Annotated in this window: 22 protein-coding genes and 1 pseudogene; 9 read left to right on the top strand and 14 right to left on the bottom strand. The window is 61.8% G+C overall.

Annotated elements, in window-relative coordinates; genetic code table 11:
- The first annotated feature begins 64 nt into the window (after nucleotides 1–64).
- Complete coding sequence (locus OXH74_RS16370) at nucleotides 65–244, top strand: PA3496 family putative envelope integrity protein (RefSeq protein ID WP_215368567.1); 180 nt, start codon at nucleotides 65–67, stop codon at nucleotides 242–244.
- 62 nt (nucleotides 245–306) lie between these two features.
- Here the strand turns inward: OXH74_RS16370 and gloA are convergent, their stop codons facing one another.
- From gloA to OXH74_RS16355, 3 genes are all read right to left on the bottom strand, one after another.
- Nucleotides 307–699 carry a lactoylglutathione lyase gene (gloA, locus tag OXH74_RS16365; RefSeq protein ID WP_215368566.1) on the bottom strand — a complete coding sequence of 131 codons (393 nt, stop codon included), beginning with the start codon at nucleotides 697–699 and terminating at the stop codon, nucleotides 307–309.
- Between the two features lie 133 nt (nucleotides 700–832).
- Nucleotides 833–2,050 carry an argininosuccinate synthase gene (locus OXH74_RS16360; protein WP_375737916.1) on the bottom strand — a complete coding sequence of 406 codons (1,218 nt, stop codon included), beginning with the start codon at nucleotides 2,048–2,050 and terminating at the stop codon, nucleotides 833–835.
- A 123-nt stretch (nucleotides 2,051–2,173) separates the two neighbouring features.
- Nucleotides 2,174–3,157 carry an OmpA family protein gene (locus OXH74_RS16355; RefSeq protein ID WP_375737915.1) on the bottom strand — a complete coding sequence of 328 codons (984 nt, stop codon included), beginning with the start codon at nucleotides 3,155–3,157 and terminating at the stop codon, nucleotides 2,174–2,176.
- Nucleotides 3,158–3,312: 155 nt separating this feature from the next.
- Between OXH74_RS16355 and pyrC the strand changes: the two genes are divergently transcribed.
- Together pyrC and rnt are read left to right on the top strand one after the other, a co-directional pair.
- Nucleotides 3,313–4,359: a dihydroorotase gene (gene pyrC, locus OXH74_RS16350; RefSeq protein ID WP_375737914.1), complete on the top strand. Its 1,047-nt coding sequence runs from the start codon at nucleotides 3,313–3,315 to the stop codon at nucleotides 4,357–4,359.
- On the top strand, nucleotides 4,356–5,030 hold the full coding sequence (gene rnt, locus OXH74_RS16345; protein WP_375737913.1) for a ribonuclease T: 675 nt from the start codon (nucleotides 4,356–4,358) through the stop codon (nucleotides 5,028–5,030). Before pyrC ends, rnt begins: the two co-directional genes overlap by 4 nt.
- 130 nt (nucleotides 5,031–5,160) lie before the next feature.
- On the opposite strand, the gene OXH74_RS16340 is transcribed toward rnt, so the two are convergent.
- Nucleotides 5,161–5,763 (bottom strand): peroxiredoxin, encoded by a 603-nt coding sequence (locus OXH74_RS16340; protein ID WP_215368556.1) that lies wholly within the window; start codon nucleotides 5,761–5,763, stop codon nucleotides 5,161–5,163.
- A gap of 282 nt (nucleotides 5,764–6,045) precedes the next feature.
- Here OXH74_RS16340 and OXH74_RS16335 point away from each other — a divergent pair, with 282 nt between their 5' ends.
- Nucleotides 6,046–6,264: a bacterioferritin-associated ferredoxin gene (locus OXH74_RS16335; RefSeq protein WP_215368554.1), complete on the top strand. Its 219-nt coding sequence runs from the start codon at nucleotides 6,046–6,048 to the stop codon at nucleotides 6,262–6,264.
- A gap of 201 nt (nucleotides 6,265–6,465) precedes the next feature.
- Nucleotides 6,466–6,936: a bacterioferritin gene (bfr, locus tag OXH74_RS16330; RefSeq protein ID WP_375737912.1), complete on the top strand. Its 471-nt coding sequence runs from the start codon at nucleotides 6,466–6,468 to the stop codon at nucleotides 6,934–6,936.
- Between the two features lie 128 nt (nucleotides 6,937–7,064).
- Here bfr and grxD read toward each other — a convergent pair whose 3' ends face one another.
- The 3 genes and pseudogenes from grxD to OXH74_RS16315 all read right to left on the bottom strand — a co-directional run bounded on the left by grxD (nucleotide 7,065) and on the right by OXH74_RS16315 (nucleotide 10,163).
- On the bottom strand, nucleotides 7,065–7,391 hold the full coding sequence (gene grxD / locus OXH74_RS16325; RefSeq protein ID WP_215368550.1) for a Grx4 family monothiol glutaredoxin: 327 nt from the start codon (nucleotides 7,389–7,391) through the stop codon (nucleotides 7,065–7,067).
- Nucleotides 7,392–7,483: 92 nt separating this feature from the next.
- Nucleotides 7,484–9,592 carry a molybdopterin oxidoreductase family protein gene (locus tag OXH74_RS16320; protein WP_375737911.1) on the bottom strand — a complete coding sequence of 703 codons (2,109 nt, stop codon included), beginning with the start codon at nucleotides 9,590–9,592 and terminating at the stop codon, nucleotides 7,484–7,486.
- 136 nt (nucleotides 9,593–9,728) lie between these two features.
- Nucleotides 9,729–10,163, bottom strand: a pseudogene (locus tag OXH74_RS16315) (hypothetical protein).
- Between the two features lie 587 nt (nucleotides 10,164–10,750).
- On the opposite strand from OXH74_RS16315, the gene argF reads away from it, so the two are divergent.
- Complete coding sequence (argF, locus tag OXH74_RS16310) at nucleotides 10,751–11,668, top strand: ornithine carbamoyltransferase (protein ID WP_375737910.1); 918 nt, start codon at nucleotides 10,751–10,753, stop codon at nucleotides 11,666–11,668.
- Nucleotides 11,665–12,774 carry an ABC transporter ATP-binding protein gene (locus tag OXH74_RS16305; protein ID WP_375737909.1) on the top strand — a complete coding sequence of 370 codons (1,110 nt, stop codon included), beginning with the start codon at nucleotides 11,665–11,667 and terminating at the stop codon, nucleotides 12,772–12,774. The genes argF and OXH74_RS16305 overlap by 4 nt, the downstream gene beginning before the upstream one ends.
- Nucleotides 12,775–12,823: 49 nt before the next feature.
- Here OXH74_RS16305 and OXH74_RS16300 read toward each other — a convergent pair whose 3' ends face one another.
- The 3 genes from OXH74_RS16300 to ybaK form a co-directional block, all read right to left on the bottom strand.
- Nucleotides 12,824–13,606, bottom strand: a complete 783-nt coding sequence (locus OXH74_RS16300) for a PhzF family phenazine biosynthesis protein (protein ID WP_375737908.1) — start codon at nucleotides 13,604–13,606, stop codon at nucleotides 12,824–12,826.
- Between the two features lie 263 nt (nucleotides 13,607–13,869).
- A complete protein-coding gene (gene glpK / locus OXH74_RS16295; RefSeq protein ID WP_375737907.1) occupies nucleotides 13,870–15,357 on the bottom strand; it encodes a glycerol kinase GlpK in 1,488 nt (495 codons plus the stop codon).
- 28 nt (nucleotides 15,358–15,385) lie between these two features.
- Nucleotides 15,386–15,856, bottom strand: a complete 471-nt coding sequence (gene ybaK, locus OXH74_RS16290) for a Cys-tRNA(Pro) deacylase (RefSeq protein WP_375737906.1) — start codon at nucleotides 15,854–15,856, stop codon at nucleotides 15,386–15,388.
- A gap of 115 nt (nucleotides 15,857–15,971) precedes the next feature.
- Between ybaK and OXH74_RS16285 the strand changes: the two genes are divergently transcribed.
- The gene (locus OXH74_RS16285) at nucleotides 15,972–16,730 is read left to right on the top strand and encodes a DeoR/GlpR family DNA-binding transcription regulator (protein WP_375737905.1); all 759 of its coding nucleotides are present in this window, start codon (nucleotides 15,972–15,974) and stop codon (nucleotides 16,728–16,730) included.
- 137 nt (nucleotides 16,731–16,867) lie between these two features.
- Nucleotides 16,868–18,403 carry a glycerol-3-phosphate dehydrogenase gene (glpD, locus tag OXH74_RS16280; RefSeq protein ID WP_375737904.1) on the top strand — a complete coding sequence of 512 codons (1,536 nt, stop codon included), beginning with the start codon at nucleotides 16,868–16,870 and terminating at the stop codon, nucleotides 18,401–18,403.
- Nucleotides 18,404–18,628: 225 nt separating this feature from the next.
- Here glpD and OXH74_RS16275 read toward each other — a convergent pair whose 3' ends face one another.
- From OXH74_RS16275 to OXH74_RS16260, 4 genes are all read right to left on the bottom strand, one after another.
- Nucleotides 18,629–19,621: an alpha/beta fold hydrolase gene (locus OXH74_RS16275; protein WP_375737903.1), complete on the bottom strand. Its 993-nt coding sequence runs from the start codon at nucleotides 19,619–19,621 to the stop codon at nucleotides 18,629–18,631.
- 164 nt (nucleotides 19,622–19,785) lie between these two features.
- The gene (betA, locus tag OXH74_RS16270) at nucleotides 19,786–21,471 is read right to left on the bottom strand and encodes a choline dehydrogenase (protein WP_375737902.1); all 1,686 of its coding nucleotides are present in this window, start codon (nucleotides 21,469–21,471) and stop codon (nucleotides 19,786–19,788) included.
- On the bottom strand, nucleotides 21,464–22,945 hold the full coding sequence (locus tag OXH74_RS16265; protein WP_375737901.1) for a purine-cytosine permease family protein: 1,482 nt from the start codon (nucleotides 22,943–22,945) through the stop codon (nucleotides 21,464–21,466). Before OXH74_RS16265 ends, betA begins: the two co-directional genes overlap by 8 nt.
- 3 nt (nucleotides 22,946–22,948) lie before the next feature.
- Nucleotides 22,949–23,122: a hypothetical protein gene (locus OXH74_RS16260; protein WP_375737900.1), complete on the bottom strand. Its 174-nt coding sequence runs from the start codon at nucleotides 23,120–23,122 to the stop codon at nucleotides 22,949–22,951.
- Between the last annotated feature and the right edge of the window lie 93 nt (nucleotides 23,123–23,215).

Below are 23,215 nucleotides of genomic sequence, written 5' to 3'. Positions count from 1 at the left end.
TACCACCCCCAACTTTGCCGTTATAAGGTGCGCCAATAGCGCCTCGTATTGTGGAGTGATCCTGATGAGCACCGGCAAAGATGAAATCGAGATCGAAGAAGACTTCGTCTCGGAAGACGCTGAAGACGGCGAAGCCCCAGTGGAAAACGCCAAGACTAACCTGACCAAGCGCCGTATCATCGACAACTACCTCGAAGAACGTCGCTTGCAGAAGCAACTCTCCGATTACGATTTCGACTTGTAATCGAGAAACAATAAAAAGCCCCGCTTCGCGGGGCTTTTCTTTATCCAGTGTGAGCAGTTCGCTCAGTCCTGGCGCGACGGCGAAAGGAGTTCGATCTTGTAGCCGTCCGGGTCTTCCACGAAGGCCAGGATGCTACTGCCATGCTTCATCGGGCCCGGCTCGCGGGTGATCTTGCCACCGCGCGCACGGATGTCCTCGCAGGCCTTGTAGACGTCCGCCACTTCCAGGGCGATATGGCCGTAACCGGTACCCAGCTCGTAGCTGTCAACGCCCCAGTTGTAGGTCAGCTCAATCACACTGTTGTGGGCCTCATCGCCGTAGCCGACGAATGCCAGGGTGAACTGGCCGTCCGGGTAATCCTTGCGCCGCAACAGGGTCATGCCTAGCACTTCGGTATAGAACGCGATGGATTTGTCCAGATCCCCGACACGCAGCATGGTATGCAGCAACCTCATCGTTCTTCTCCTCATTGGCTAAAAGAAAAACCCCGGCTCGTGGCCGGGGTTGTGCCTGTAGGAGCGAGCTTGCTCGCGAACCGGGGTAAAAGCAAAAGCTTCGCGAGCGGAACTCGCTCCTACATCAGTCAGCTCAGAACAGCTTGCGGCCTTTGTTCGCAGCAATGCGCATGCGCAGGGCGTTGAGCTTGATGAAGCCCGCGGCATCGGCCTGGTTGTAGGCGCCGGCATCGTCCTCGAAGGTAGCGATGTTGGCGTCGAACAGAGAGTCGTCGGACTTGCGGCCAACCACGATGACGTTGCCCTTGTACAGCTTCAGGCGCACCACACCATTCACGTTGGCCTGGGAGGCATCGATCATCTGCTGCAGCATCAGACGCTCCGGGCTCCACCAGTAACCGGTGTAGATCAGGCTGGCGTACTTCGGCATCAGCTCGTCTTTCAGGTGCGCGACTTCGCGATCCAGGGTGATGGACTCGATGGCGCGGTGGGCCTTGAGCATGATGGTGCCGCCGGGGGTCTCGTAGCAGCCACGAGACTTCATGCCGACATAGCGGTTCTCGACGATGTCGAGGCGGCCAACGCCGTTCTCGCCACCGATGCGGTTCAGCTCGGCCAGCACCTGGGCCGGAGTCATTTCCTTGCCGTCGATGGCAACGATGTCACCGGCGCGGTAGGTCAGCTCGATGTAGGTCGGGGTGTTCGGCGCGGCTTCCAGAGACTTGGTCCAGCGCCACATGTCCTCTTCGTGCTCGGTCCAGGTGTCTTCCAGCACGCCGCCTTCATAGGAGATGTGCAGCAGGTTGGCGTCCATGGAGTACGGGGATTTTTTCTTGCCGTGACGCTCGATCGGGATACCGTGCTTTTCGGCGTAGTCCATGAGCTTCTCGCGGGACAGCAGGTCCCACTCGCGCCAGGGAGCGATCACCTTGACGCCCGGCTTCAGCGCATAGGCGCCGAGCTCGAAACGTACCTGGTCGTTACCCTTGCCGGTAGCGCCATGGGAGATGGCATCGGCGCCGGTCTCGTTGGCGATCTCGATCAGACGCTTGGCGATCAGCGGACGGGCAATAGAGGTGCCCAGCAGGTACTCGCCTTCGTAAACGGTGTTGGCGCGGAACATCGGGTAGACGAAATCGCGGACGAATTCTTCGCGCAGGTCGTCAATGTAGATTTCCTTGACGCCCATGGCCTGAGCCTTGGCGCGGGCCGGCTCGACCTCTTCGCCCTGACCCAGGTCAGCGGTGAAGGTCACCACTTCGCAGTTATAGGTATCTTGCAGCCACTTGAGGATCACCGAGGTGTCCAGGCCACCGGAATAAGCCAGGACAACCTTCTTTACGTCCGCCATGCCATCAACTCCACGGGGGTTGTACGAAAAACCCGTGATTCTACTGACCCTGGCGGCCAAATTATAGAGGCGCGACAGCTTATGACGACGAGGCGACAGTTTATGTCGAGGGCGCGACTTGAGTCAGCCGCCTGCCCCGGCCGTTGGTACGGCAGTCGGGGCTGCGCCAGCGCGCACCGCCGCTGCATCAGTGGCTGGCGCCGCAGGTTGTGCCGGTGAGGCCTCGGTAGCAGCTGTCGGCGCTTGTGCGGGTACCTCCACCCGGGACAGCTGGATGGTTACCCGGCGGTTCTTCGCACGGTTGCCCGCGCTACTGTTCGACGCAAGCGGGTAACGCTCGCCGTGGAAGCGCATGACGATCTGGTCGCCAGGAATGCCATTGGCCTTCAGGTAGTCGAGCACCGCCAGCGCCCGGCGTCGGGAGAGGTCGCGATTGGTCAGGCGGTTGCCGCTATTGTCCGAGTGCCCGTCGACTTCGATGCGGTTCACGCTGGGGTCTGCCTTGATGAAGTCGAGGATGATTTCCAGCTTTGCCTGCCCCATGGCATCGAGATCGACTCCCCCATCCGGAAAACCGATCTGGGCCTGTTTGATCTGGTCGTAGTTGACCGGCAACAGCTTGGCCGTGCAAGCGAGATACTCCTGATAGGCCAGCTTGAACTTCACTGGCAGCAAGCGAACCTCAACGGACTCGCCGCCCTGCAGCGTCCGATGGCGCACAACGGGGCTGCGCCCATCCAGCAAACCGGTGAGCAAGCGCCCAGCCTGCTGCTGTGAGCTGTTGAACGGCACCTCGCCGGAACCCACGCTGACGACACCCAGATTGATATCACCTCGCCCGGGCTGCCAGGGTGCCGCGGCCGCGAGGAGCGTTGCGGAGCCTACCCCCAGCCAACGCTCCCGGGCTTTGAGCCGGAACGTCGCCTGCTCACCGGCGCGTCGCACGAACTCGCCAGCCCCGAAATCCGCAATGGGCTGCGACAGGCGGCACTCGAACTTGTCCCCTTCAACCTTCCACTCCACCTTCTCCAGGCGTGTCTGGAACGTAATGGCCATGGCCGGCAGGCTGGCGAGCAAGCTGAGCAGGACGAGGTAGCGCTGACGCACGGCGGGCTCCACGGAGAAAATCGGCACTCCAGAGGGCTATCGGAGCCAACGGGCAAAACTTGAGGCCCAAATACCCGGCGGCGCAAGCGTGGCGTGCCCCTGCCTGCCTTTTCCGGTAGCATGCACGACGAGTTCTGCCCGCCTGGAAGCCCCTCATGTCCGACCGTTTGACCCTCCTGCGTCCCGACGACTGGCACATCCACCTGCGTGATGGTGCCGTGCTGGCCCATACCGTCGCAGATGCCGCCCGCACTTTCGGCCGCGCCATCATCATGCCCAACCTGGTGCCCCCTGTTCGAAACGCCGAAGAAGCCGACGCTTACCGTCAGCGCATACTTGCCGCCCGCCCCGCCGGCAGCCGCTTCGAACCGCTGATGGTGCTCTACCTCACCGACCGCACCAGCCCCGAGGACATCCGCGCGGCCAAGGCCTCTGGCTTCATCCATGCAGCCAAGCTCTACCCGGCGGGAGCGACCACCAACTCGGACTCCGGCGTCACCAGCATCGACAAGATCTTCCCGGCCCTGGAAGCCATGGCCGAAGTAGGCATGCTCCTGCTGGTGCACGGCGAAGTGACCCGTGGCGAAATCGACGTGTTCGACCGTGAGAAGGTGTTCATCGACGAGCATCTGCGTCGCGTGGTCGAACGCTTCCCGACGCTGAAAGTGGTGTTCGAGCACATCACCACCAGCGATGCGGTGCAGTTCGTAAATGGCGCCTCGGCCAACGTCGCGGCCACCATCACCGCCCATCATCTGCTGTACAACCGCAACCACATGCTGGTCGGGGGCATTCGCCCACACTTCTACTGCTTGCCGATCCTCAAGCGCAACGTGCACCAGGAAGCCCTCCTCACCGCGGCCACCAGTGGCAGCACGAAGTTCTTCCTTGGCACCGACTCGGCACCACACGCCAAGCACGCCAAGGAAGCCGCCTGCGGCTGCGCCGGCTGCTACACCGCCTATGCGGCTATCGAGCTCTATGCCGAAGCCTTCGAGCAGCGTAACGCGCTGGACAAACTGGAAGCCTTTGCCAGCATGCATGGCCCCGACTTCTACGGCTTGCCGCGTAATACCGACCACATCACCCTGATTCGCGAAGAATGGACCGCTCCCGCCACCCTGCCCCTCGGTGAGCAAAGCGTAGTTCCGCTGCGCGCTGGCGAGACGCTGCGCTGGCGCCTGCTGGAGGACAAAGCGTGAGCGAAGACCTGTACGAAGACGAACTCGACGTCAGCTTTCCAGCCGGGCCGCGCCATCCCATGGCTGCGCGCTTCCGTGGCTACCTGCCCGTGGTGGTGGACGTCGAGACCGGCGGCTTCAACGCCGCCACCGATGCCCTGCTGGAGATCGCCGCGACTACCGTGGCGATGGATGAGCAAGGGTTTCTCTACCCGGATCACACGCATTTCTTCCGCATCGAGCCATTCGAAGGCGCCAACATCGAACAGGCAGCACTGGAGTTCACCGGTATCAAGCTGGATCATCCGCTGCGCATGGCGGTAACCGAGGAGCACGCGCTGACCGAAATCTTCCGTGGCCTGCGCAAGTCGATCAAGGCCAACGGCTGCAAGCGGGCGATCCTGGTCGGCCACAACAGCAGTTTCGACCTCGGCTTCCTCAACGCAGCAGTTCTGCGTACCGGCATCAAGCGCAACCCGTTCCACCCGTTCTCGAGCTTCGACACGGCCACCCTGGCCGGTCTCGCCTATGGCCAGACTGTCCTGGCAAAAGCCTGCCAGGCCGCTGGCATCGAGTTCGACGGCCGCGAAGCGCACTCAGCCCGTTACGACACCGAGAAGACCGCCGAGCTGTTCTGCGGCATCGTCAACCGTTGGAAGGAGATGGGCGGCTGGATGGAAGATTACGACTGATCCCGCCACGTCTTCCGTAGGAGCCCGCTTGCCTGCGAACATTCGCGAGCAAGCTCGCTCCTAGGAAAAACCCAGACATGAAAAAGCCCGGCATCAGCCGGGCTTTTTCTTCGGCGGTTGACGCAGAGCCTTACAGGCTGCTGGCGTTCTCGGCCAGATACTTGGCAACGCCCTCCGGCGAAGCGGTCATGCCTTTATCGCCTTTCTTCCAGTTGGCCGGGCAGACTTCGCCGTGCTCTTCGGTGAATTGCAGGGCATCGACCAGACGCAGCAGCTCATCCATGTTACGGCCCAGCGGCAGGTCGTTGACGATCTGGGAACGCACCACGCCGTTCTTGTCGATCAGGAAAGCACCGCGGTAAGCCACGCCACCTTCGGACTCGACGTCATAGGCCTTGGCGATGTCGTGCTTCATGTCAGCAGCCAGGGTGTACTTGACCGGGCCGATACCGCCCTTGTCCACCGGGGTGTTACGCCAGGCGTTGTGGGTGAAGTGGGAGTCGATGGACACGCCGATCACTTCCACGCCGCGGGCCTGGAACTCGGGGATGCGGTGGTCCAGAGCGATCAGCTCGGACGGGCATACGAAGGTGAAGTCCAGCGGGTAGAAGAACACCAGGCCGTATTTGCCCTTGATGGCCGAGGACAGGGTGAAGTTCTCTACGATTTCGCCATTGCCCAGTACCGCGGCGACGGTGAAGTCCGGAGCCTGCTTGCCTACGAGTACGCTCATTCCATGTCTCCTGTTGTCATGAGGAATAAGTTGAAGGTCGGGAACAAAGCCTGGCCCTTGAATGTGGCCACGCGATGACACCCGGGAACACAAGGACCCGCAATCATACACTCCCGTTTACGGCAGCGCCCACCGCTTTCGACTTCTCGGCCATTGCCTGAAACCCGCCGGATAGTTCCGTCTCGGCACTGTCTAACTCGGGCCTTTCATCATTGTTTTGACAATCATTCTCATTACTATTAGTATCGCTCCCATCAAATCACTACCGAGCCTTGAGTCGCCATGTACGTCTGTCTCTGTCTAGGTGTCACTGACGGTCAAATTCGCGATGCCATCTACGAGGGCTGCTGCAGCTATCGTGAAGTGCGTAATACGCTTGAAGTAGGCACTCAGTGCGGCAAGTGCGCCTGCCTGGCCAAGCAAGTGGTGAAAGAAACGCTGGCCGAGGTGCAAAGCAGCCAGGCAGCCCTCGCTTATCCAGCGAGTTATGCGGTCGCCTGACATCAACGGCACACACGAAAACCGGACTTGGCGTCCGGTTTTTTTATGCCTATTTTTCAACTATTTACTGGTCAAATGTGGAATTTAAACGTTCTTATTCACATTCAAATTCACTTAAATTTCAATAGCTTAGATTTGACAGGATGACTACCGGCTACCAGAATCCAATGGTTTCCCTACTTCCATACGGCAGGACTCCACATGAAAGGCGACAAGAAAGTCATCCAGCATCTCAACAAGATCCTCGGGAACGAGCTTGTTGCGATCAACCAATACTTCCTGCACGCCCGCATGTACGAAGACTGGGGTCTGAACAAGCTGGGTGAGCACGAGTACAAAGAGTCCATCGACGAGATGAAGCATGCGGACAAGCTGATCAAGCGCATTCTCTTTCTCGAAGGCCTCCCTAACCTCCAGGACCTTGGCAAACTCCTGATCGGTGAGAACACCAAGGAAATGCTGACCTGCGACCTCAAGCTTGAACAGCACGCTGTGCCTGACTTGAAAGCCGCCATCGCCTACTGCGAAAGCGTCGGCGACTACGGCAGCCGCGAGTTGCTGGAAGAGATCCTGGAGTCCGAGGAAGAGCACATCGACTGGCTGGAAACCCAACTGGGCCTGATCGAGAAAGTCGGCCTGGAAAACTACCTGCAGTCGCAGATGGACGAATGAATCAGTCCCCAATAAGAAGCCCCGCTATTGCGGGGCTTCTTATTGGTCAAGGCGGCCTCGCCGGTTCGTCCTAGGCCCACAAAAAAATAGCCCCGCATTTCGCGAGGCTATTTCAATCAGGGGACGGATCAGGCGCTGGCCTGGCTCACGGCATCCTTGATCAGTTGTTGCAGCTCACCCTTCTCGAACATCTCGGTCATGATGTCGCTGCCGCCAACCAGTTCACCGCTTACCCACAGTTGCGGGAAAGTCGGCCAGTTCCCGTACTTCGGCAGGTTCGCACGAATCTCCGGATTCTGCAGGATGTCGACGTAGGCGAACTTCTCACCGCAAGCCATCAGGACTTGCGCGGCGCGGGCGGAAAAGCCGCACTGCGGTGCATTCGGCGAGCCTTTCATGTACAGCAGGACAGTGTTGTTGGCGATCTGCTCTTTGATGGTTTCGATGATATCCATTGGGCACCTCAGCTGAACTTTCCGACTGTCGAGTCGGCTGGATGGCGGCATTGTATCGGAAAGCCGAGTCTGTCGCTCGGTCTTCCCTCATCTCATGCAGCCACGACTTCAACCGGCACGCCATTGAGCGCCGCGTTCCCCGAGACGGCGTCCAGCTGGCGCTCGTCGGTCAGGTCGTTGGCGCTGGCCCCGGGCTGTTCGCTGGCAATCGCCATGCGCACACCGGGCCGCGCATGGCCCCAACCGTGAGGCAGACTGACGACGCCCAGCATCATATCGTCGCTGGCGCCCACCTCGACCTCGATCGTGCCAACGCGTGATCGCACCCGCACTCGCTGTCCGTCGACCAGGCCACGAGACTCCAGATCCCGGGGATTCATCAGCAACTGGTGCCGCGGCTTGCCCTTAACCAGGCGGTGGTAGTTGTGCATCCAGGAGTTGTTGCTGCGGACATGGCGGCGTCCGATCAGGACCAGTTCGCCCTCCTTCGGTATCTCCTGAGCAGAAAAGCGCTGGAGGTCATCGAGGAAAATCATCGGCGCTGCTTCAACCTTGCCAGCAGTTGTTTTCAGCCGCCCGCCGAGGTTGGCCTTCAGCGGACCAAGGTCGATCCCATGTGGATAGTCGCGCAAGCGCGCCAGCGAAAGCCCGAGCTCGGACCTATCGCCATAGGCTCCTGCCCGCAGCCCCAGGTCGATCATCTGCTCCGGAGCTAACGTGGGCTTGAGCGCGGCCCCCGTTTTCGCCGCGAAAGCCTTGGCCAGTCCGACGAATATCTCCCAATCATGAAGAGCGCCCACCGGTTTGGCCAGCACCGCCTCATTGAAGCGGGTGACGTTGCGCACAGCGAAGACATTGAACGTGGTGTCGTAATGCTCGTGCTCCAGCGGCGCCGTCGGCGGGAGGATCAGGTCGGCGTACCGCGTGGTTTCGTTGATGTAGAGGTCAATGCTGAGCATGAACTCCAACCCGTCGAGGGCCTGTTCGAGCTGCCGCCCGTTTGGCGTGGACAGCACGGGGTTGCCGGCGACCGTGACCAGCGCACGAATCTGCCCCTCGCCAGGCGCCAGCATCTCTTCCGCGAGGGCCGCCACCGGCAGCTCGCCTCCGTATTCGGGCAAGCCGGATACCCGGCTCTGCCAGCGGTTGAAGTGCCCACCTGAAGTGCTGGCCACCAGATCCACGGCGGGTTCCGTGCACAAGGCCCCGCCTACACGGTCGAGGTTCCCGGTCACCAGGTTGATCAGCTGGATCAGCCACTGGCAAAGACTGCCAAAAACCTGGGTGGACACACCCATGCGGCCATAGCAGACCGCACTGTCGGCGGCGGCAAACTCTCGGGCCAGCTGACGAATCTGCTGCGCTGGAATCCCGCAGCGCCGCTCCATGGCTTCGGGCGTAAACGCGGCGATGGACTTGCGCACCACCTCCAGCCCCTCTGTCGGCAGATGACTGGTGCGCCCCAGATTTTCCTCGAAAAGGGTATTGAGCAGCCCAAAGAGCAGCGCTGCGTCCTGGCCCGGCCGAACAAACAGGTGCTGGTCGGCCATCACGGCAGTCTCGCTGCGACGCGGGTCCACCACGACCAGCTTGCCGCCCCGTGCTTGCAGCGCCTTGAGGCGCTTTTCCACATCAGGCACGGTCATGATGCTGCCGTTGGACGCCAAGGGATTGCCGCCCAGAATCAGCATGAACTGGGTATGGTCGATGTCAGGAATCGGGATCAACAGACCATGGCCATACATCTGCAAGCTGGTCAGGTGATGGGGCAACTGATCCACGGAGGTGGCCGAGAAGCGACTGCGCGTCTTCAAGAGGCCGAGGAAATAGTTACTGTGCGTCATCAACCCATAGTTGTGGACGCTGGGGTTGCCCTGGTAGACAGCTACAGCGTTGTTGCCATGGCGCGACTGAATATCGGCCAGGCGCTCGGCCGCCAGGGCAAAGGCCTCGTCCCACTCGATGGGCAGCCATTCGCTGCCAGCGCGGAGCATGGGCTGACGAATGCGGTCGGGGTCATTCTGGATGTCCTGCAGGGCCACGGCCTTGGGGCAGATATGACCACGGCTGAAGCTGTCCTGAGCATCCCCCTTGATGGAGAGGATGCGACGGCTTCCGTCTGGCTGGTCTTCAGTCTCAATCGTCAGGCCGCAGATGGCCTCGCAGAGATGGCACGCACGGTGGTGAAGGGTCTTGGTCATGGCCAGGCCTCGTGATCTTGGTCCAGACGACCGGTCGGGTCGCGAGAAAAAGACTATGGAGGCTACTGACGTAGTTCGCCAGCAGGGCCAGCTTCATGAATCGGCAGGCATCACGCCTGCCGATTCGTCTGTCGCCTTAGCGGATCGACTTGATGGTGCCCTTGTTACCGGTCACCTTGGCGCTGACTTTCTTGAACACGAAATAGTCCTGAACGCTGATCTCATAGCGAGGTGCAACGATCAAGTCGGCTCCCGAGGACTTCACGGCCTTCTAAGCCGCAGCGGACTTGACCGAGGCAATCGGATCCGGCCCGAAGGGAAGGCCACCCGAAGCGCCGCCGTAGGCAACGCCGTCGGCGAACTTGGAGTCACCGCCAAACTGCAGGAAGCTGAACAGGATGTTCACCTGGGACTGACCGGTGATTGTCTCACCCACCGTAACATCTGCCTTCAGGTCGGTTCCGGCGCTGCCATTCAACGGCGAGGTCGGTTGACGGACGTTGTCGCTGCTGCAGCCGGTGAAGGACGCGATTGCAGCAACCAGGGCGGCGGGCATAAGGAACTTCTTCATCGATATCTCCATGGATCGATTGCATTTATGGCCGGCTCCGCTGGATATCCCTATGCGGATGCCGCGTCCCCGGAACCAGCCCAGTTTTGGGAGACGCAGTCCCCTAGCAACGCGAGCCGCGCAGCATCAGTTCATGGATTCCGAAATCCCATCCGGAAACGTCTCTATCGGCCCCTCGTTACCTCCACGAGCTTCCAGCCGATTTGCCGCCCCCCATTTCGCCCACCACGGTCAATCCCATATAAGGGCCTATGTGATCAGCAGAATTTCACTCGATTGCCAAGGCGCTCCGGGCCGGTGTACAAATGCTGCTTTCCGCCAATGCGAAATAGTTCAACTCCACGTCGGACTTGACCGAACTGCAGAAGCTGGAAAACAGGAAGTTGGTACGAAATCGGTTCAGGAAATCCCGCAACACCCCGCAAAGCCGCGCCTCATGCGCCTCTTGTTGGCATGGTGCGACATTTCCTTATAAGATCGCGCCTTCCCCCAAAATCGTTCCGGCGTTTATCCGCCGTCCCGTCTGCTTTTATCCGCATCACCCGGCCAGGACACGCGGCCAGTGGCATATAAGAAAGGTAGTAACCATGAGCGCTAGGCATTTTCTCTCCCTGATGGACTGCACTCCCCAGGAGCTGAACAGCCTGATCCGTCGAGGCACAGAACTGAAAGATCTGCGCAATCGAGGTGTGCGCTATGAGCCCCTCAAGAGCCGTGTGCTGGGCATGATCTTCGAGAAAGCCTCGACCCGGACTCGCCTTTCGTTCGAAGCCGGGATGATCCAGCTGGGCGGCCAGGCGATTTTCCTCTCGCCCCGCGACACCCAACTGGGCCGTGGCGAGCCGATCAGCGACTGCGCCATCGTCATGTCCCGCATGCTCGATGCGGTGATGATCCGCACCTTCGCCCACAGCAAGCTCACCGAGTTCGCCGCCCATTCCCGAGTGCCGGTGATCAACGGCCTCTCTGACGATCTGCACCCCTGCCAGTTGCTGGCGGACATGCAGACCTTCCTGGAGCACCGTGGCAGCATCCAGGGCAAGATCGTTGCCTGGATCGGCGATGGCAACAATATGTGCAACACCTACATCGAGGCGGCCATCCAGTTCGACTTCCAGCTCCGGGTCGCCTGCCCCGAAGGCTACGATCCGAGCCCGGCCCTCCTCGCCCAGGCTGGTGATCGCGTCAAGGTCGTCCGCGACCCGCGTGAGGCCGTCGCCGGAGCCCACTTGGTGAGCACCGACGTCTGGACCTCCATGGGCCAGGAAGAAGAAGCTGCTCAGCGCCTGGCCCTGTTCGCGCCTTTCCAGGTCAACAAGGCCCTGCTCGACCTGGCCGCCGAAGACGTGCTGTTCATGCACTGCCTGCCGGCGCATCGGGGCGAGGAAATCAGCGTCGACTTGCTGGACGATCCTCGCTCGGTAGCCTGGGACCAGGCGGAAAACCGACTGCATGCGCAGAAAGCCCTGCTCGAAATGCTGGTCGAACATACCCATAGCGCATGAATCACGAACTGCTGCTCAGTTTGCGCAACCTCAGTTGCGGCTATCAGGAACAGCACGTGGTGCAGGGACTCAACCTGCACCTCAACGCCGGCGATATCGGCTGCCTGCTTGGCCCGTCAGGCTGCGGCAAAACCACCACCCTGCGCGCCATCGCTGGCTTCGAGCCGGTGCTGGAAGGCGAGATCCAGCTCGCCGACCAAGTCATCTCGCGGGCGGGGTTCACCCTTGCGCCCGAAAAGCGTCGAATCGGCATGGTGTTCCAGGACTATGCCCTATTCCCTCACCTGACAGTGGCCGAGAACGTTGCGTTTGGCATTCGAAAGCAGCCGAATTGCGACAAACAGGTCGGGGAATTGCTCGAGCTGGTGAAGCTGCATCACTTGGCCCAGCGCTATCCGCACGAATTGTCCGGCGGCCAGCAGCAGCGTGTCTCGCTGGCCCGAGCCCTGGCCCCGGAGCCCCGTTTGCTGCTGCTCGACGAGCCCTTCTCCAACCTCGACGGCGAGTTGCGTCGGCGGCTGAGCCATGAGGTGCGTGACATCCTCAAGGCCCGCGGCACCAGTGCCATTCTGGTCACCCATGACCAGGAAGAAGCCTTCGCCGTCAGCGACCATGTCGGCGTATTCAACTCCGGCCGCCTCGAGCAATGGGATACGCCATTCAACCTTTACCACGAGCCGCTCACGCCCTTTGTCGCCAGCTTTGTCGGCCAGGGCTACTTCATTCGCGGCCAACTGGTCTCGGCGGATGCGGTGCAAACCGAACTCGGGGTGATCCGCGGTAACCGTGCCTACACGCTGCCGCAAGGCTGTGCCGTGGACGTGTTGCTCCGTCCGGACGATATCGTGCCGGCCCCTGAAAGCGAGCTGAAGGCACGCATCATCGGCAAGACATTCCTGGGCGCTGCGACCCTGTATCGTCTGCAGCTACCCACTGGGAGCCAACTGGAAGCGATCTTCCCCAGTCATGCCGACCACCTGCCGGGCCAAGACGTTGGCATTCGCGTAGCCGCTGACCATCTGGTGGTGTTTCCTGCCCCAGGCAGCGTTGCCGCACACTTCTCACCCTCGGAATCCGGCGTCCGCCGCTTCAGCAGCGCGGTCTGAAACGCACAGGGCCGCATCACTGCGGCCCCGGTCTCCCACTCCACTTCGGCTAGATCCAGAGTCGACCACTGGCCACCAGCACCGAGTGACCGGCAATGCTCACCCGTTCACCATCCAGACGGCACCAGAGTTCTCCGCCGCGTGCCGAGCACTGCTCCGCACGCAGCAGGCGTTTGCCCAGGCGCTCGGCCCAGTAGGGGATCAGGCTGCAATGGGCTGCGCCCGTCACCGGATCTTCGTCAATGCCGATCACAGGTGCAAAGAAGCGCGACACGAAATCGTGCTTCATACCTGCCGCTGTCACAATCACGCCCTGCCAGGGCAACTTCGACAAGGCCTTGAAATCCGGCGTGCATTCACGCACAGCCTGCTCCGATTCCAGCACTACCATCAGCAGGTTGGCGCCAAGGGCCGCCACAGGCGCCATGCCCAGCGCATGCTCCAGCTCTACGGTCACCGCGACCGGATGAGGCACCTGCGCAGGGAAATCCAGGGCCAGACGCCCCTCCTCCTCACGGCTAACCCGCAGCTCACCCGACTTGCTGATGAACTCCAGGCGCTCGCCCGGCTCCTGGTACACCTCGAACAACGCGTGGGCGCTGGCCAGGGTAGCGTGACCACAGAGTGGCACCTCGGCTTTCGGGGTGAACCAGCGGATTCGCCACACGGCGCCTTCCTTGACCAGGAAGGCGGTTTCGGAAAGGTTGTGTTCGGCGGCGATTCGCTGCATCAGCGCATCGTCCAGCCAAGCGTCCAGGCGATAGACCACGGCCGGGTTGCCGGCAAAGGGGCGCTGGGTAAACGCGTCGATTTGATGAAATTCGAGCTTCATGGTCACAGCTCCTCGATAGTGTGCGGCCAATCATGTCAGAGCATGCCCGGCCAGCTGCCGTACAGTCTGTGCCTTTTCCGAACAAGACAGCTTAGTCCAGCCGGCCTGACTGCTGCCTGCATTTCAAGCCCGCCTCGAACAACGCTGCAGGGCGGGCACTTAGGTAGATGCGCACAGGCAAGCCAGCGCCAAGCAGAGAGCGGCGTCCCGTAAACACCGCTGCTCGACAGCCATTGCCTGCCGCCCCGCCCGTCGCTTTACCCTCAACCGCCGCTGCGCACTCGCTGCACGGCATCCAGCCAGCCGTCGTAGAGCTTCTGCCGATGGGTGTCCGCCATGCGTGGCGAGAATCGGTGCTGCCGATGCCAGTGGCCGGCAACTTCGTCCAGGTCTTGGTAGAGACCGGCCTGCAATCCTGCGAGGTAGGCCACACCCAAGGCAGTGGTTTCGGTCACTTCCGGACGCTCGACCGAGACCCCGAGGATGTCCGCAAGAAACTGCATGACCCAGTTGTTCTCCACCATGCCCCCGTCCACGCGCAAGGCGCTGGGCGCGGCGGCGCCATCCTGGCGCATCGCTTCAAGCAGATCGCGGGTCTGGTAGCAGACCGACTGCAAGCCTGCGGTGACGATTTCCTTGATGCCGGTATCACGGGTCAGGCCGAAAATGGCGCCCCGTGCGCGCGGGTCCCAGTAAGGCGCACCGAGGCCGGTGAAGGCCGGCACCAGGTAGACGCCGCAGGCATCACCGGTCTGCTCGGCCAGGGCCTCGCTGTCACGGGCATGGCTGATCAGTTTGATCCCGTCGCGCAACCACTGCACCGCAGCCCCAGCGACGAAGATGCTGCCCTCCACCGCGTAGGTGACCTTGCCGTCCAGACGGTAGCCGACGGTGGTCAGCAAGCGGTTACGCGAGGCCACAGGTCTCTCGCCGGTGTTCTGGATCATGAAACAGCCGGTGCCGTAGGTGCTCTTCACCATGCCCGCTTCGAAGCATGCCTGGCCTATCAGCGCGGCCTGCTGGTCGCCCGCCATGCCCCGCACCGGGATACTGGCACCGAGCAGCGCCGGATCCGTGTGGCCGAACTCGGCGGCGCAGTCCAGCACTTCCGGCATCAGGCTGACGGGAATCTCGAAGAGTCGCAGCAACTCTAGGTCCCACTCCTGGCTGTGGATATTGAACAGCAGCGTACGCGACGCGTTGGTGGCATCAGTGCGATGCACGTTGCCGCCGGTCAGGCGCCAGAGCAGGAAAGAGTCCACTGTGCCGAAACGCAGCTCGCCGCGCTCGGCGCGCTCGCGGGCGCCGGGCACATTCTGCAATACCCAACGCAGCTTGGTAGCGGAAAAGTAGGGGTCGATGAGCAATCCGGTCCTCGCAGCGACGTCCGCTTCATGCCCCGCAGCCTTGAGATCCGTGCAGTAATCCGCCGTTCGGCGGTCCTGCCAGACGATGGCCGGATGGATCGGCGTGCCGGTCACGGCATCCCATACGAGGGTGGTCTCGCGTTGGTTGGTGATTCCGATAGCGGCGATATCGGCGGGGTTCAACCCGCTCTGCTCAATGGCCTCGCGACAGACCTTGAGGGTGGTCAACCAGATTTCCTCACCGTCATGCTCCACCCAGCCATCCTTCGGGAAGTACTGCTTGAACTCCTGCTGGGCACGTGCCACCGGCAGGCCCTGGGCGCTGAAAACGATGGCACGGCTGCTGGTGGTGCCCTGGTCGATGGCAAGCAGGTAATGGGCCATGGAGACCTTCCTAGTTATGAGGGGTGAGTCATTCGCGGCCGATGGCGGCGAACTGGCCCTGGGTGTAGGTCGCCAGGGTCTCTGAACTGAGTTCCAGTTCCAGGCCACGTCGGCCGGCGCTGACATGAATGCTCGGAAACTGCTTGGCGGAAACGTCGATGAAGGTCCGCAGGCGCTTCTTCTGCCCCAGCGGGCTGATGCCGCCCACCAGGTAACCGGTGGTGCGCTGTGCCTGGTTAGGGTCGGCCATCTCGGCTTTCTTCGCGCCGGCGGCATGGGCCAGCGCCTTGAGGTCCAGGCTCCCGGCCACCGGCACTACAGCGACCAGCAACTCGCCTTTCTCGGTGGCGGCAAGCAGGGTCTTGAATACCCGCGCCGGGTCGAGGTTGAGCTTTTCCGCAGCCTCCAGTCCATAGGACGGGGCCTTGGGGTCATGGGTATAACTGTGCACCTTGTGCTCAGCCTTGGCTTTCTTCAGCAGATCGATGGCGGGAGTCATGTTCGATTGTGAAAATCCTGCTACAGATTTGACGTACCTTAGCGGAAAATCGGTGGCTTCACAGCCCATCGATATAATGCCGCGCAGCCAGCCAGAGCGAGAACCGGGAGAGCGTATGAACCTTGGCCCACGCCAGCAAGATATCCTCGACCTGGCCCGTGATCGAGGCTACGTCAGCATCGACGAACTGGTCCAAGCGTTCGCCGTGACGCCACAGACCATCCGCCGCGATATCAACCAGCTGGCCGAACGCGGCCTGCTGCGTCGCACCCACGGCGGGGCGGCAAGCGAAGCCTCGAGCATCCAGAACACCGCCTACGTAATGCGTGCCGGACAAATGCGCGAAGAGAAGCAGCGCATCGCCGAAGCTGTGGCCGCCCATATCCCCGACCACGCCTCGCTGTTCATCAACATCGGCACCACCACCGAGGCCATCGCCCGGGCGCTGCTGGGCCACAAGGGCCTCAAGGTCATCACCAACAACCTGCATGTGGCCGCCCAACTCAGTGACAAGTCGGACTTCGAGGTGTTGGTAGCCGGTGGCACGGTACGCAGCGACGGGGGGATCGTCGGCCAAGCCGCCGTGGACTTCATCCAACAGTTCAAGGTGGATTACGCGCTGGTCGGCATCAGTGGCATCGATGAAGACGGCAGTCTGCTGGACTTTGACTACCAGGAGGTGCGCGTCTCCCAGGCCATCATCGACAACGCTCGCCAGGTGTTCCTTGCTGCTGATTCCAGCAAGTTCGGGCGCAACGCCGTCGTGCGCCTGGGCCCCATTTCGCTGGTGGATCGCTTGTTCACCGACCACCAACCCTCCCCTGCCCTGGCTCGCCTGATGGCAGAGAACAAGGTCCAGTTCGAGCGAGTCTGACACTGGCTCACCACCGATGAATCTTTCATGACCGTCCGGCGTCGGCGGGTACAGCGGGCTGGTCAAGACATGAGAGCTCGGCTAGTCTTTTTTCGGAAACGAACATTGAACGTTCATTTCCGACTCGGTGTCGCGCCATGAACCATAACCACTCCTTTTCGCCCATTGCTGAAGTCTATGACGTGGCCATTGTGGGCGGTGGCATCAATGGTGTCGGCATCGCCGCCGATGCTGCGGGTCGCGGGCTTTCGGTATTCCTTTGCGAACAGCACGACCTAGCCGAACATACCTCTTCCGCCAGCAGCAAACTTATCCATGGTGGGCTTCGCTATTTGGAGCACCACGAATTTCGCCTGGTACGCGAGGCCCTGGCCGAACGCGAAGTACTGATGGCCAAGGCACCGCATATCGTCAAACCACTGCGCTTCGTGCTTCCGCACCGCCCACACCTGCGACCAGCCTGGATGATCCGCGTCGGCCTGTTCCTTTATGACCATCTTGGCAAACGCAGGAAATTGCCAGCCTCCCGAGCCTTGCGATTCGGTGCCGGCAGCCCCCTGCACGCCAATATCAGCCGAGGCTTCGAGTACTCCGACTGCTGGGTCGACGATGCGCGGCTGGTGGTACTCAACGCTATGGCCGCACGGGAGCATGGCGCGCACATCCACACCCGAACCCGTTGCATCAGCGCCCGGCGCAGCAAGGGCCTCTGGCATATCCATCTCGAGCGCGCCGACGGCAGCCTGCTGTCCATACGCGCGCACGCCCTGGTCAATGCCGCTGGCCCCTGGGTCTCCCGTTTCATCGAGGACGACCTCAGGCAAAAAGCGCCCTACAGCATTCGACTGATCCAGGGTAGCCACATCGTAGTGCCGCGCCTGCATGAGGGCGAAGAGGCCTACATCCTGCAGAACGAGGATCGGCGCATCGTCTTCGCTATCCCCTATCTGGAGCGTTTCACGCTGATTGGCACCACCGACCGGGAATACCGGGGCGACCCGGCCAAGGTGGCCATCACACCGGAGGAAATTCACTACCTGCTGGATGTGGTCAACCGTCACTTCAAGCAACAACTGAGCGAGCGCGACATCCTCCACAGCTACTCGGGCGTTCGGCCATTGTGTGACGATGAGTCCGCAGACCCGTCAGCGGTGACCCGCGACTACACCCTGGCACTTTCGGTCCATCCAGGCGAAGCACCGCTGCTTTCGGTGTTTGGCGGCAAGCTCACCACCTACCGCAAGCTGGCCGAGGCCGTGTTACTGCAGCTGGCGCCCTACTTCCCAGATGCCACGCCCCCCTGGACGGAAACGGCGCCCCTGCCTGGCGGGGAAAACATGGAGAGCCGAGCCGCCCTGGTCGAAGCTCTCGGCACCCGCTTCGGCTGGCTACCCACCAGCCTCCTCCGTCGCTGGGCCAGCCTCTATGGCAGCCGATCCTGGCAACTGCTCCGCGGGGTTCACGAACAGGCGGACCTCGGCGAGGATCTGGGAGCAGGTCTTTATGCCCGCGAAGTGGATTACCTGTGTCAGGAAGAATGGGCCGTCAGCGCCGACGACATCCTTTGGCGGCGTACCAAACTCGGCCTGTTCATGACTGCCGGACAGAAGGCGCGGCTGGCGCAGTACCTGAAAGATGAGTACCCGCGTCGACCGCGGGCGGATGCGGCCTGAGAGCACCGGCCGCCATCGTTTTTCACATCAACCGCAAGCCCTGATCCGAACCGCGATGGTGGATCGGTGAAGCGTGATCCTCCGGGCTGACGAACCGCAGGCCAGTCCACTCGCCCTCACTCCAGCCCCTCCCAGAGGGAGCGGGAGCAATCCGAGCAAATTGGGAATCCGCTTGTTGTGGGTGCGAGTTCATTCACAAAGGCCAGCGCCGCCGATCCGGCCGTTTCAAAGCCGCGCCCAATGTCCATCAAGCTGACGATGAGCCATCAGGTGGGGCAGCACAGCTGACAGCAAAGGCTCCTTGAACGCATCCTGAAAGCGGTGCGCCAGGCCTGGAATCAGCTTCAGTTCCGAGCCCTTGATATGCGCCGCCACATGCACGCCATGCATCACCGGCAGCAGCGGGTCGGAAGTGCCGTGCACGACCAGGGTCGGCACCTTGAGGCGGTTGAGCAACTCTACCCGGCTGGGCTCGGCGAGGATGGCCAACAACTGCCGCTGCACCCCTTCCGGGCTGAAGGACCGGTCGTAGGAACGCGCGGCCTGCTCTCGCAGTGAAACACGGTCGTCGCTCACGTCGGGGCTGCCAAGGGCGGCGAGCAGGTCGGCCTGCTGCTCGATGGCCACCTCGCGGCTCGGTGCTTCGCGCCGTGCCAGTAGCTCCAACAATGCCGGGCTTGGCGCCGGCAGGCCCTGGGCGCCGGAACTGGTCATCACCAAGGTCAGGCTGAGCACGCGCTCCGGCGCAAGGTCCGCCACGTGCTGGGCAATCATGCCGCCCATGCTGGCACCCAGCACATGCGCCTGCTCGATACCCAGCGCATCCAGCAGGCGCAAGGAGTCACGGGCCATGTCGCGCAGCCCGTAAGGCGCAGCAACTGGCAGGCCTAGGCGATAGCGCAGCACTTCGTAGGCCAGGTTCGCCGCTGGTGGCGAACCGGTCCAGGCCGACAGCCCCACGTCGCGATTGTCGAAACGGATCACCCGGAAGCCGCTCTCGCAGAGCCGCTCCACCACCTCATCGGGCCAATGGATCAGCTGGCCACCCAGCCCCATGATCATCAGCAGCGCTGGGTCCCGGGCGCTACCCACACTCTGGTAGGCCAGGCGCACTTCACCCAGGTCGACGATCTCGGTCGGAGTGGTCACGTCGCATCGAGCAGACGCAAAGGAAGGCAGGCCGCAAATGAGCGCGAGGAGCAAGATCAACACACGCATGTCGGAAATCCAGAACGCAAAACCCCAGTAAAGTGCGATTCTGATGAATTCCTTGCGTTCGCACTGACACAGTTCCGTGACAGTTTGATGAAGGGTGCCGAACGGTCAACAGAGGTCAACGGAAGGGGCCGTACCAGGATTGGCCGGCTCCCTTCCGGTAGGGTTCAGACCCCGACCTGGCGCTTGGGTGCGCTGGTCCGCTGCGAGTGTTCCCAGTTGGCCGCAAGACCGACGGGCACATCCTCCGGCTGCAGCGTGCGGCGTCCACGGACCAGGTCCGAGGCGCGCTCCGCCAGCATGATGGTGGGTGCGTTGAGGTTGCCGTTGGGCTCGGTGGGGAACACCGAAGAGTCAATGACCCGCAGGCCTTGCAGCCCACGAACGCGTAATTCCGAATCGACCACCGCCATGTCGTCCTCACCCATGCGGCAGGAGCCACATGGATGCATGGTGCTTTCCATGTTGGCGCGGACAAAGGCGTCAATTTCCTCGTCTGTCTGCACCTGCGGCCCGGGCGCCAGCTCTACGCCACGGTAACGGTCCATGGCCGGCTGGCCGATGATCTCCCGGGTCAGGCGCACGCAGCGGCGGAAGCCCTCGCGATCTTCCTCGCTCTCCAGGTAGTTGAAGCGGATCTCCGGATGCTCGTAGGGATCGGCCGACAACGCATGCACATGACCGCGACTTTTCGGTTTGTTCGGGCCAGTCAGCACCATGAAGCCATGCCCCTTGAACGGCTTGTCACCGTCGTAGCGCATCGCCGCGGGGAGGAAGTGGAACTGGATGTCCGGCCAACGCAGGCCCTTCTCGGAACGGATGAACCCGCCCGCCTCGAAATGGTTGCTGGCGCCCAGGCCGTCCTTGAACAGTAGCCAGCGCAGGCCGATCAGTGCCTTGGCGAACAGACCCATCTTGCTGTTCAGGGTCACCGGCTCCTTGCATTCGTACTGGATGTAGATTTCCGAGTGATCCTGCAGATTCTCGCCCACGCCCGGCAGGTCGTGCTTGACCTCGATCCCGGCCTTTTTCAGGACCGCCGCCGGGCCGATGCCGGAGCGTTGCAGCAAGTGCGGCGAGCCGATCGGCCCGGACGACACCAGTACCTCGCGGTTGCAGTACACGGTGTGAGTCTGGCCACCGCAGTCATACTCGACGCCAACGGTCCGCTTGCCGTCGAGGAGGATGCGCCGGGTCATGGCGTGGGTCACCACAGTCAGGTTCGGCCGCTGCATGGCCGGGCGCAGGTAGGCATTAGCGGTGGACCAGCGTACGCCGTCCTTCACCGTCATGTGCATGGCACCGAAGCCTTCCTGCATATGGCCGTTGCAATCGTCGGTCTTGATGTAGCCGGCCTGTGCGCCGGCTTCCACCCAGGCGCCGTACAGCGGGTTCTGCATGTTGTTGCCGTTGTTGGTGCTGAGCGGGCCGTCCGCGCCGCGGTAGTCATCGCCGCCGAACTTGTAGTTTTCGGCACGTTTGAAATACGGCAAGCAGTTCCGGTAGCCCCAGCCCTTGGCCCCCAGCGACTCCCACTCATCGAAGTCGTAAGCGTGGCCGCGAATGTAGACCAGACCGTTGATCGACGAGGAACCGCCGAGCACCTTGCCGCGAGGGCAATGCAGGCGGCGGCCATCGAGATGGGGTTCAGCCGCTGTTTCGTAGCGCCAGTTGTACTTCTTGGTGTTCATGGGGATCGAAAAGGCACTGGGCATCTGGATCAGCACACTGCGGTCGCTGCCGCCGAATTCCAGGACCAGTACGGAGGTGCCGGCGTCTTCGGTCAGGCGGCTGGCCAGTACACAGCCGGCCGAACCGGCGCCGATGATGATGTAGTCGTAGCGCTTATTCATTGCTGTAACCCTTTGCATTGAGGCCCAGTGCCTCGCTCTTGCTGTCATCACGCTTTGGGTACGCTCCCCAGCCCAGTTGGCTCGCCAGAGCACGGGTCAGGCCGTAGTGGACCAGACCCGCCAGCAGGCAAGAGGGTAGTGAAGCAGTGGCGAAGGTGAAGAAGGTGGTATTGGCCAGGGTCTGCGGGTTGAACACCACCACGTAGATGACGAATCCCGCTACCAGCGCCACCAGGGCGATGGGGTTGAAACCCTTCCAGAAGCGGAACGGGGAAACCCCTTCCGACGCATACAGGTGGCGCAGGTTCAGGCGCTGGCGACGCAGGAAGAAGTAATCCGCGATGCCGATGCCGGCCAGGGCACTGTTCAGGGCGGAGGTCCAGACCAGGAAGATGAAGAACCCGTCATAGATACCCGGCGCGAACAGCACGATCGCCATCGGCGTAATGCAGAACAGCACCACAAGCAGTTCCCAGCTCATCTCCCGCAGCTTCCGACCGGCGAGCTGGCGCAGGCCGACGATGGAGGTGTAGAGGATGTTGATCATGCTGGTGACGTTGGCGAAGGCCACGAAGCCCAGGGCTATCACCCCGAAAGTCAGGCCACCGATGTGCGTCATCCACACCGTCGGGTCGCTGTCGCCGAGTGCGGATGCCGCCAGCAGGCCAACTACCTCACCCAGGGAAGCCGCAGCGAAGATACCAATGATGTTCGGCCAGAACGCCGTACGCTGGTCCTTCGACAGCCGCGCCAGGTTGCCGATGTACGGCCACCAGGAGAAGCCTGCCGCCATGTTCACCTCGACGGCGATCATGAAGTTGACGCGCTTGTCATCGAAGGGCGCATCCAGGGCAGGCAGCGCCATCAGCTCGGCGAAGGAGTGCTTGCTGAGGATCATGTAGAGCATCACACCCATGATCACGATCAAGGCCGGTGCGACGATGGTGTTGAACACCTTGATCGAGGTCGGCCCCTTGGCAACGACGATGCCGGTCAGCAGGATCGCGAAGAAGCCCGAAGCCAGCACTATCCAGCCATTGGGATCAGTCTTGTGCTCTGAAAGCAGCCCGGTGAGCCCGTCGATGGAACGGCCGAACATCAGCCCCAGCACCGCGAGCCAGCCCATGGTCAGGAACACCACGGCCAGCACATAGACCAGGCGGCTGCCGTTGCCACCGAACATGCTGCGCAGGAAGGTGAACTGCTCCGTCCCGTACTTGCCACAAGGCACGCAGGTGGAGAAGGTCGCCAGTAGCACGCCAAGGATGTTGCCGATGACGATCGCCGCGATCCCCTCCTTGGGCCCGACGAACAGGGCCGTCGCGCCACCGATGAGGAACGCCCAGGTGGCGATGGCCAAGGCCGAGTTGGCGTAGGTGAACTCCCAGAAGCCCCACATCCGCTCAGAGGGCAGCAGAGGCGTATCACCCCGCTCCGCTTCCAGGGCGTGGTTAACGGGTTCGTGATTGGCCATGGCTCAGTACCCCCAGACGTAGAAGCCGATGACCAGCACAAGCGTCATCAGAGTCATTGCGGTGTAGTCGACGGCGTTCAACGCCCCCGGCCAGTCCTTGCTTTCCTCCATCTGCTCGTAGACGCGTATGCGTCTTTCCAGGTCTTGCGCGCGTTGAATGTGGGGCTCGCTGTTCATCTGGGCATCACCTCAGAGGGTTCTTGTTATTGAAATTCGATGCATCCCAACCAATGAGCACCGACGCCGGGGCGCCGGTGCAGGTATCCGCCC

It is taken from the genome of Metapseudomonas boanensis (assembly GCF_042232855.1).
In the GTDB taxonomy this organism is placed as follows: Bacteria; Pseudomonadota; Gammaproteobacteria; order Pseudomonadales; family Pseudomonadaceae; genus Metapseudomonas; species Metapseudomonas boanensis.
The sequence above is the reverse complement of the archived record's forward strand: the minus strand, read 5'-3'. Positions and strand labels throughout refer to the sequence as shown.

Excerpts from the sequence above, each read along its gene's own strand:
- OXH74_RS16370 (WP_215368567.1), top strand. The coding sequence starts at position 65 with ATGAGCACCGGCAAAGATGAAATCGAGATCGAAGAAGACTTCGTCTCG.
- gloA (WP_215368566.1), bottom strand. The coding sequence starts at position 699 with ATGAGGTTGCTGCATACCATGCTGCGTGTCGGGGATCTGGACAAATCC.
- OXH74_RS16360 (WP_375737916.1), bottom strand. The coding sequence starts at position 2,050 with ATGGCGGACGTAAAGAAGGTTGTCCTGGCTTATTCCGGTGGCCTGGAC.
- pyrC (WP_375737914.1), top strand. The coding sequence starts at position 3,313 with ATGTCCGACCGTTTGACCCTCCTGCGTCCCGACGACTGGCACATCCAC.
- OXH74_RS16340 (WP_215368556.1), bottom strand. The coding sequence starts at position 5,763 with ATGAGCGTACTCGTAGGCAAGCAGGCTCCGGACTTCACCGTCGCCGCG.
- OXH74_RS16335 (WP_215368554.1), top strand. The coding sequence starts at position 6,046 with ATGTACGTCTGTCTCTGTCTAGGTGTCACTGACGGTCAAATTCGCGAT.
- bfr (WP_375737912.1), top strand. The coding sequence starts at position 6,466 with ATGAAAGGCGACAAGAAAGTCATCCAGCATCTCAACAAGATCCTCGGG.
- grxD (WP_215368550.1), bottom strand. The coding sequence starts at position 7,391 with ATGGATATCATCGAAACCATCAAAGAGCAGATCGCCAACAACACTGTC.
- OXH74_RS16320 (WP_375737911.1), bottom strand. The coding sequence starts at position 9,592 with ATGACCAAGACCCTTCACCACCGTGCGTGCCATCTCTGCGAGGCCATC.
- argF (WP_375737910.1), top strand. The coding sequence starts at position 10,751 with ATGAGCGCTAGGCATTTTCTCTCCCTGATGGACTGCACTCCCCAGGAG.
- OXH74_RS16305 (WP_375737909.1), top strand. The coding sequence starts at position 11,665 with ATGAATCACGAACTGCTGCTCAGTTTGCGCAACCTCAGTTGCGGCTAT.
- OXH74_RS16300 (WP_375737908.1), bottom strand. The coding sequence starts at position 13,606 with ATGAAGCTCGAATTTCATCAAATCGACGCGTTTACCCAGCGCCCCTTT.
- glpK (WP_375737907.1), bottom strand. The coding sequence starts at position 15,357 with ATGGCCCATTACCTGCTTGCCATCGACCAGGGCACCACCAGCAGCCGT.
- ybaK (WP_375737906.1), bottom strand. The coding sequence starts at position 15,856 with ATGACTCCCGCCATCGATCTGCTGAAGAAAGCCAAGGCTGAGCACAAG.
- OXH74_RS16285 (WP_375737905.1), top strand. The coding sequence starts at position 15,972 with ATGAACCTTGGCCCACGCCAGCAAGATATCCTCGACCTGGCCCGTGAT.
- glpD (WP_375737904.1), top strand. The coding sequence starts at position 16,868 with ATGAACCATAACCACTCCTTTTCGCCCATTGCTGAAGTCTATGACGTG.
- OXH74_RS16275 (WP_375737903.1), bottom strand. The coding sequence starts at position 19,621 with ATGCGTGTGTTGATCTTGCTCCTCGCGCTCATTTGCGGCCTGCCTTCC.
- betA (WP_375737902.1), bottom strand. The coding sequence starts at position 21,471 with ATGAATAAGCGCTACGACTACATCATCATCGGCGCCGGTTCGGCCGGC.
- OXH74_RS16265 (WP_375737901.1), bottom strand. The coding sequence starts at position 22,945 with ATGGCCAATCACGAACCCGTTAACCACGCCCTGGAAGCGGAGCGGGGT.
- OXH74_RS16260 (WP_375737900.1), bottom strand. The coding sequence starts at position 23,122 with ATGAACAGCGAGCCCCACATTCAACGCGCGCAAGACCTGGAAAGACGC.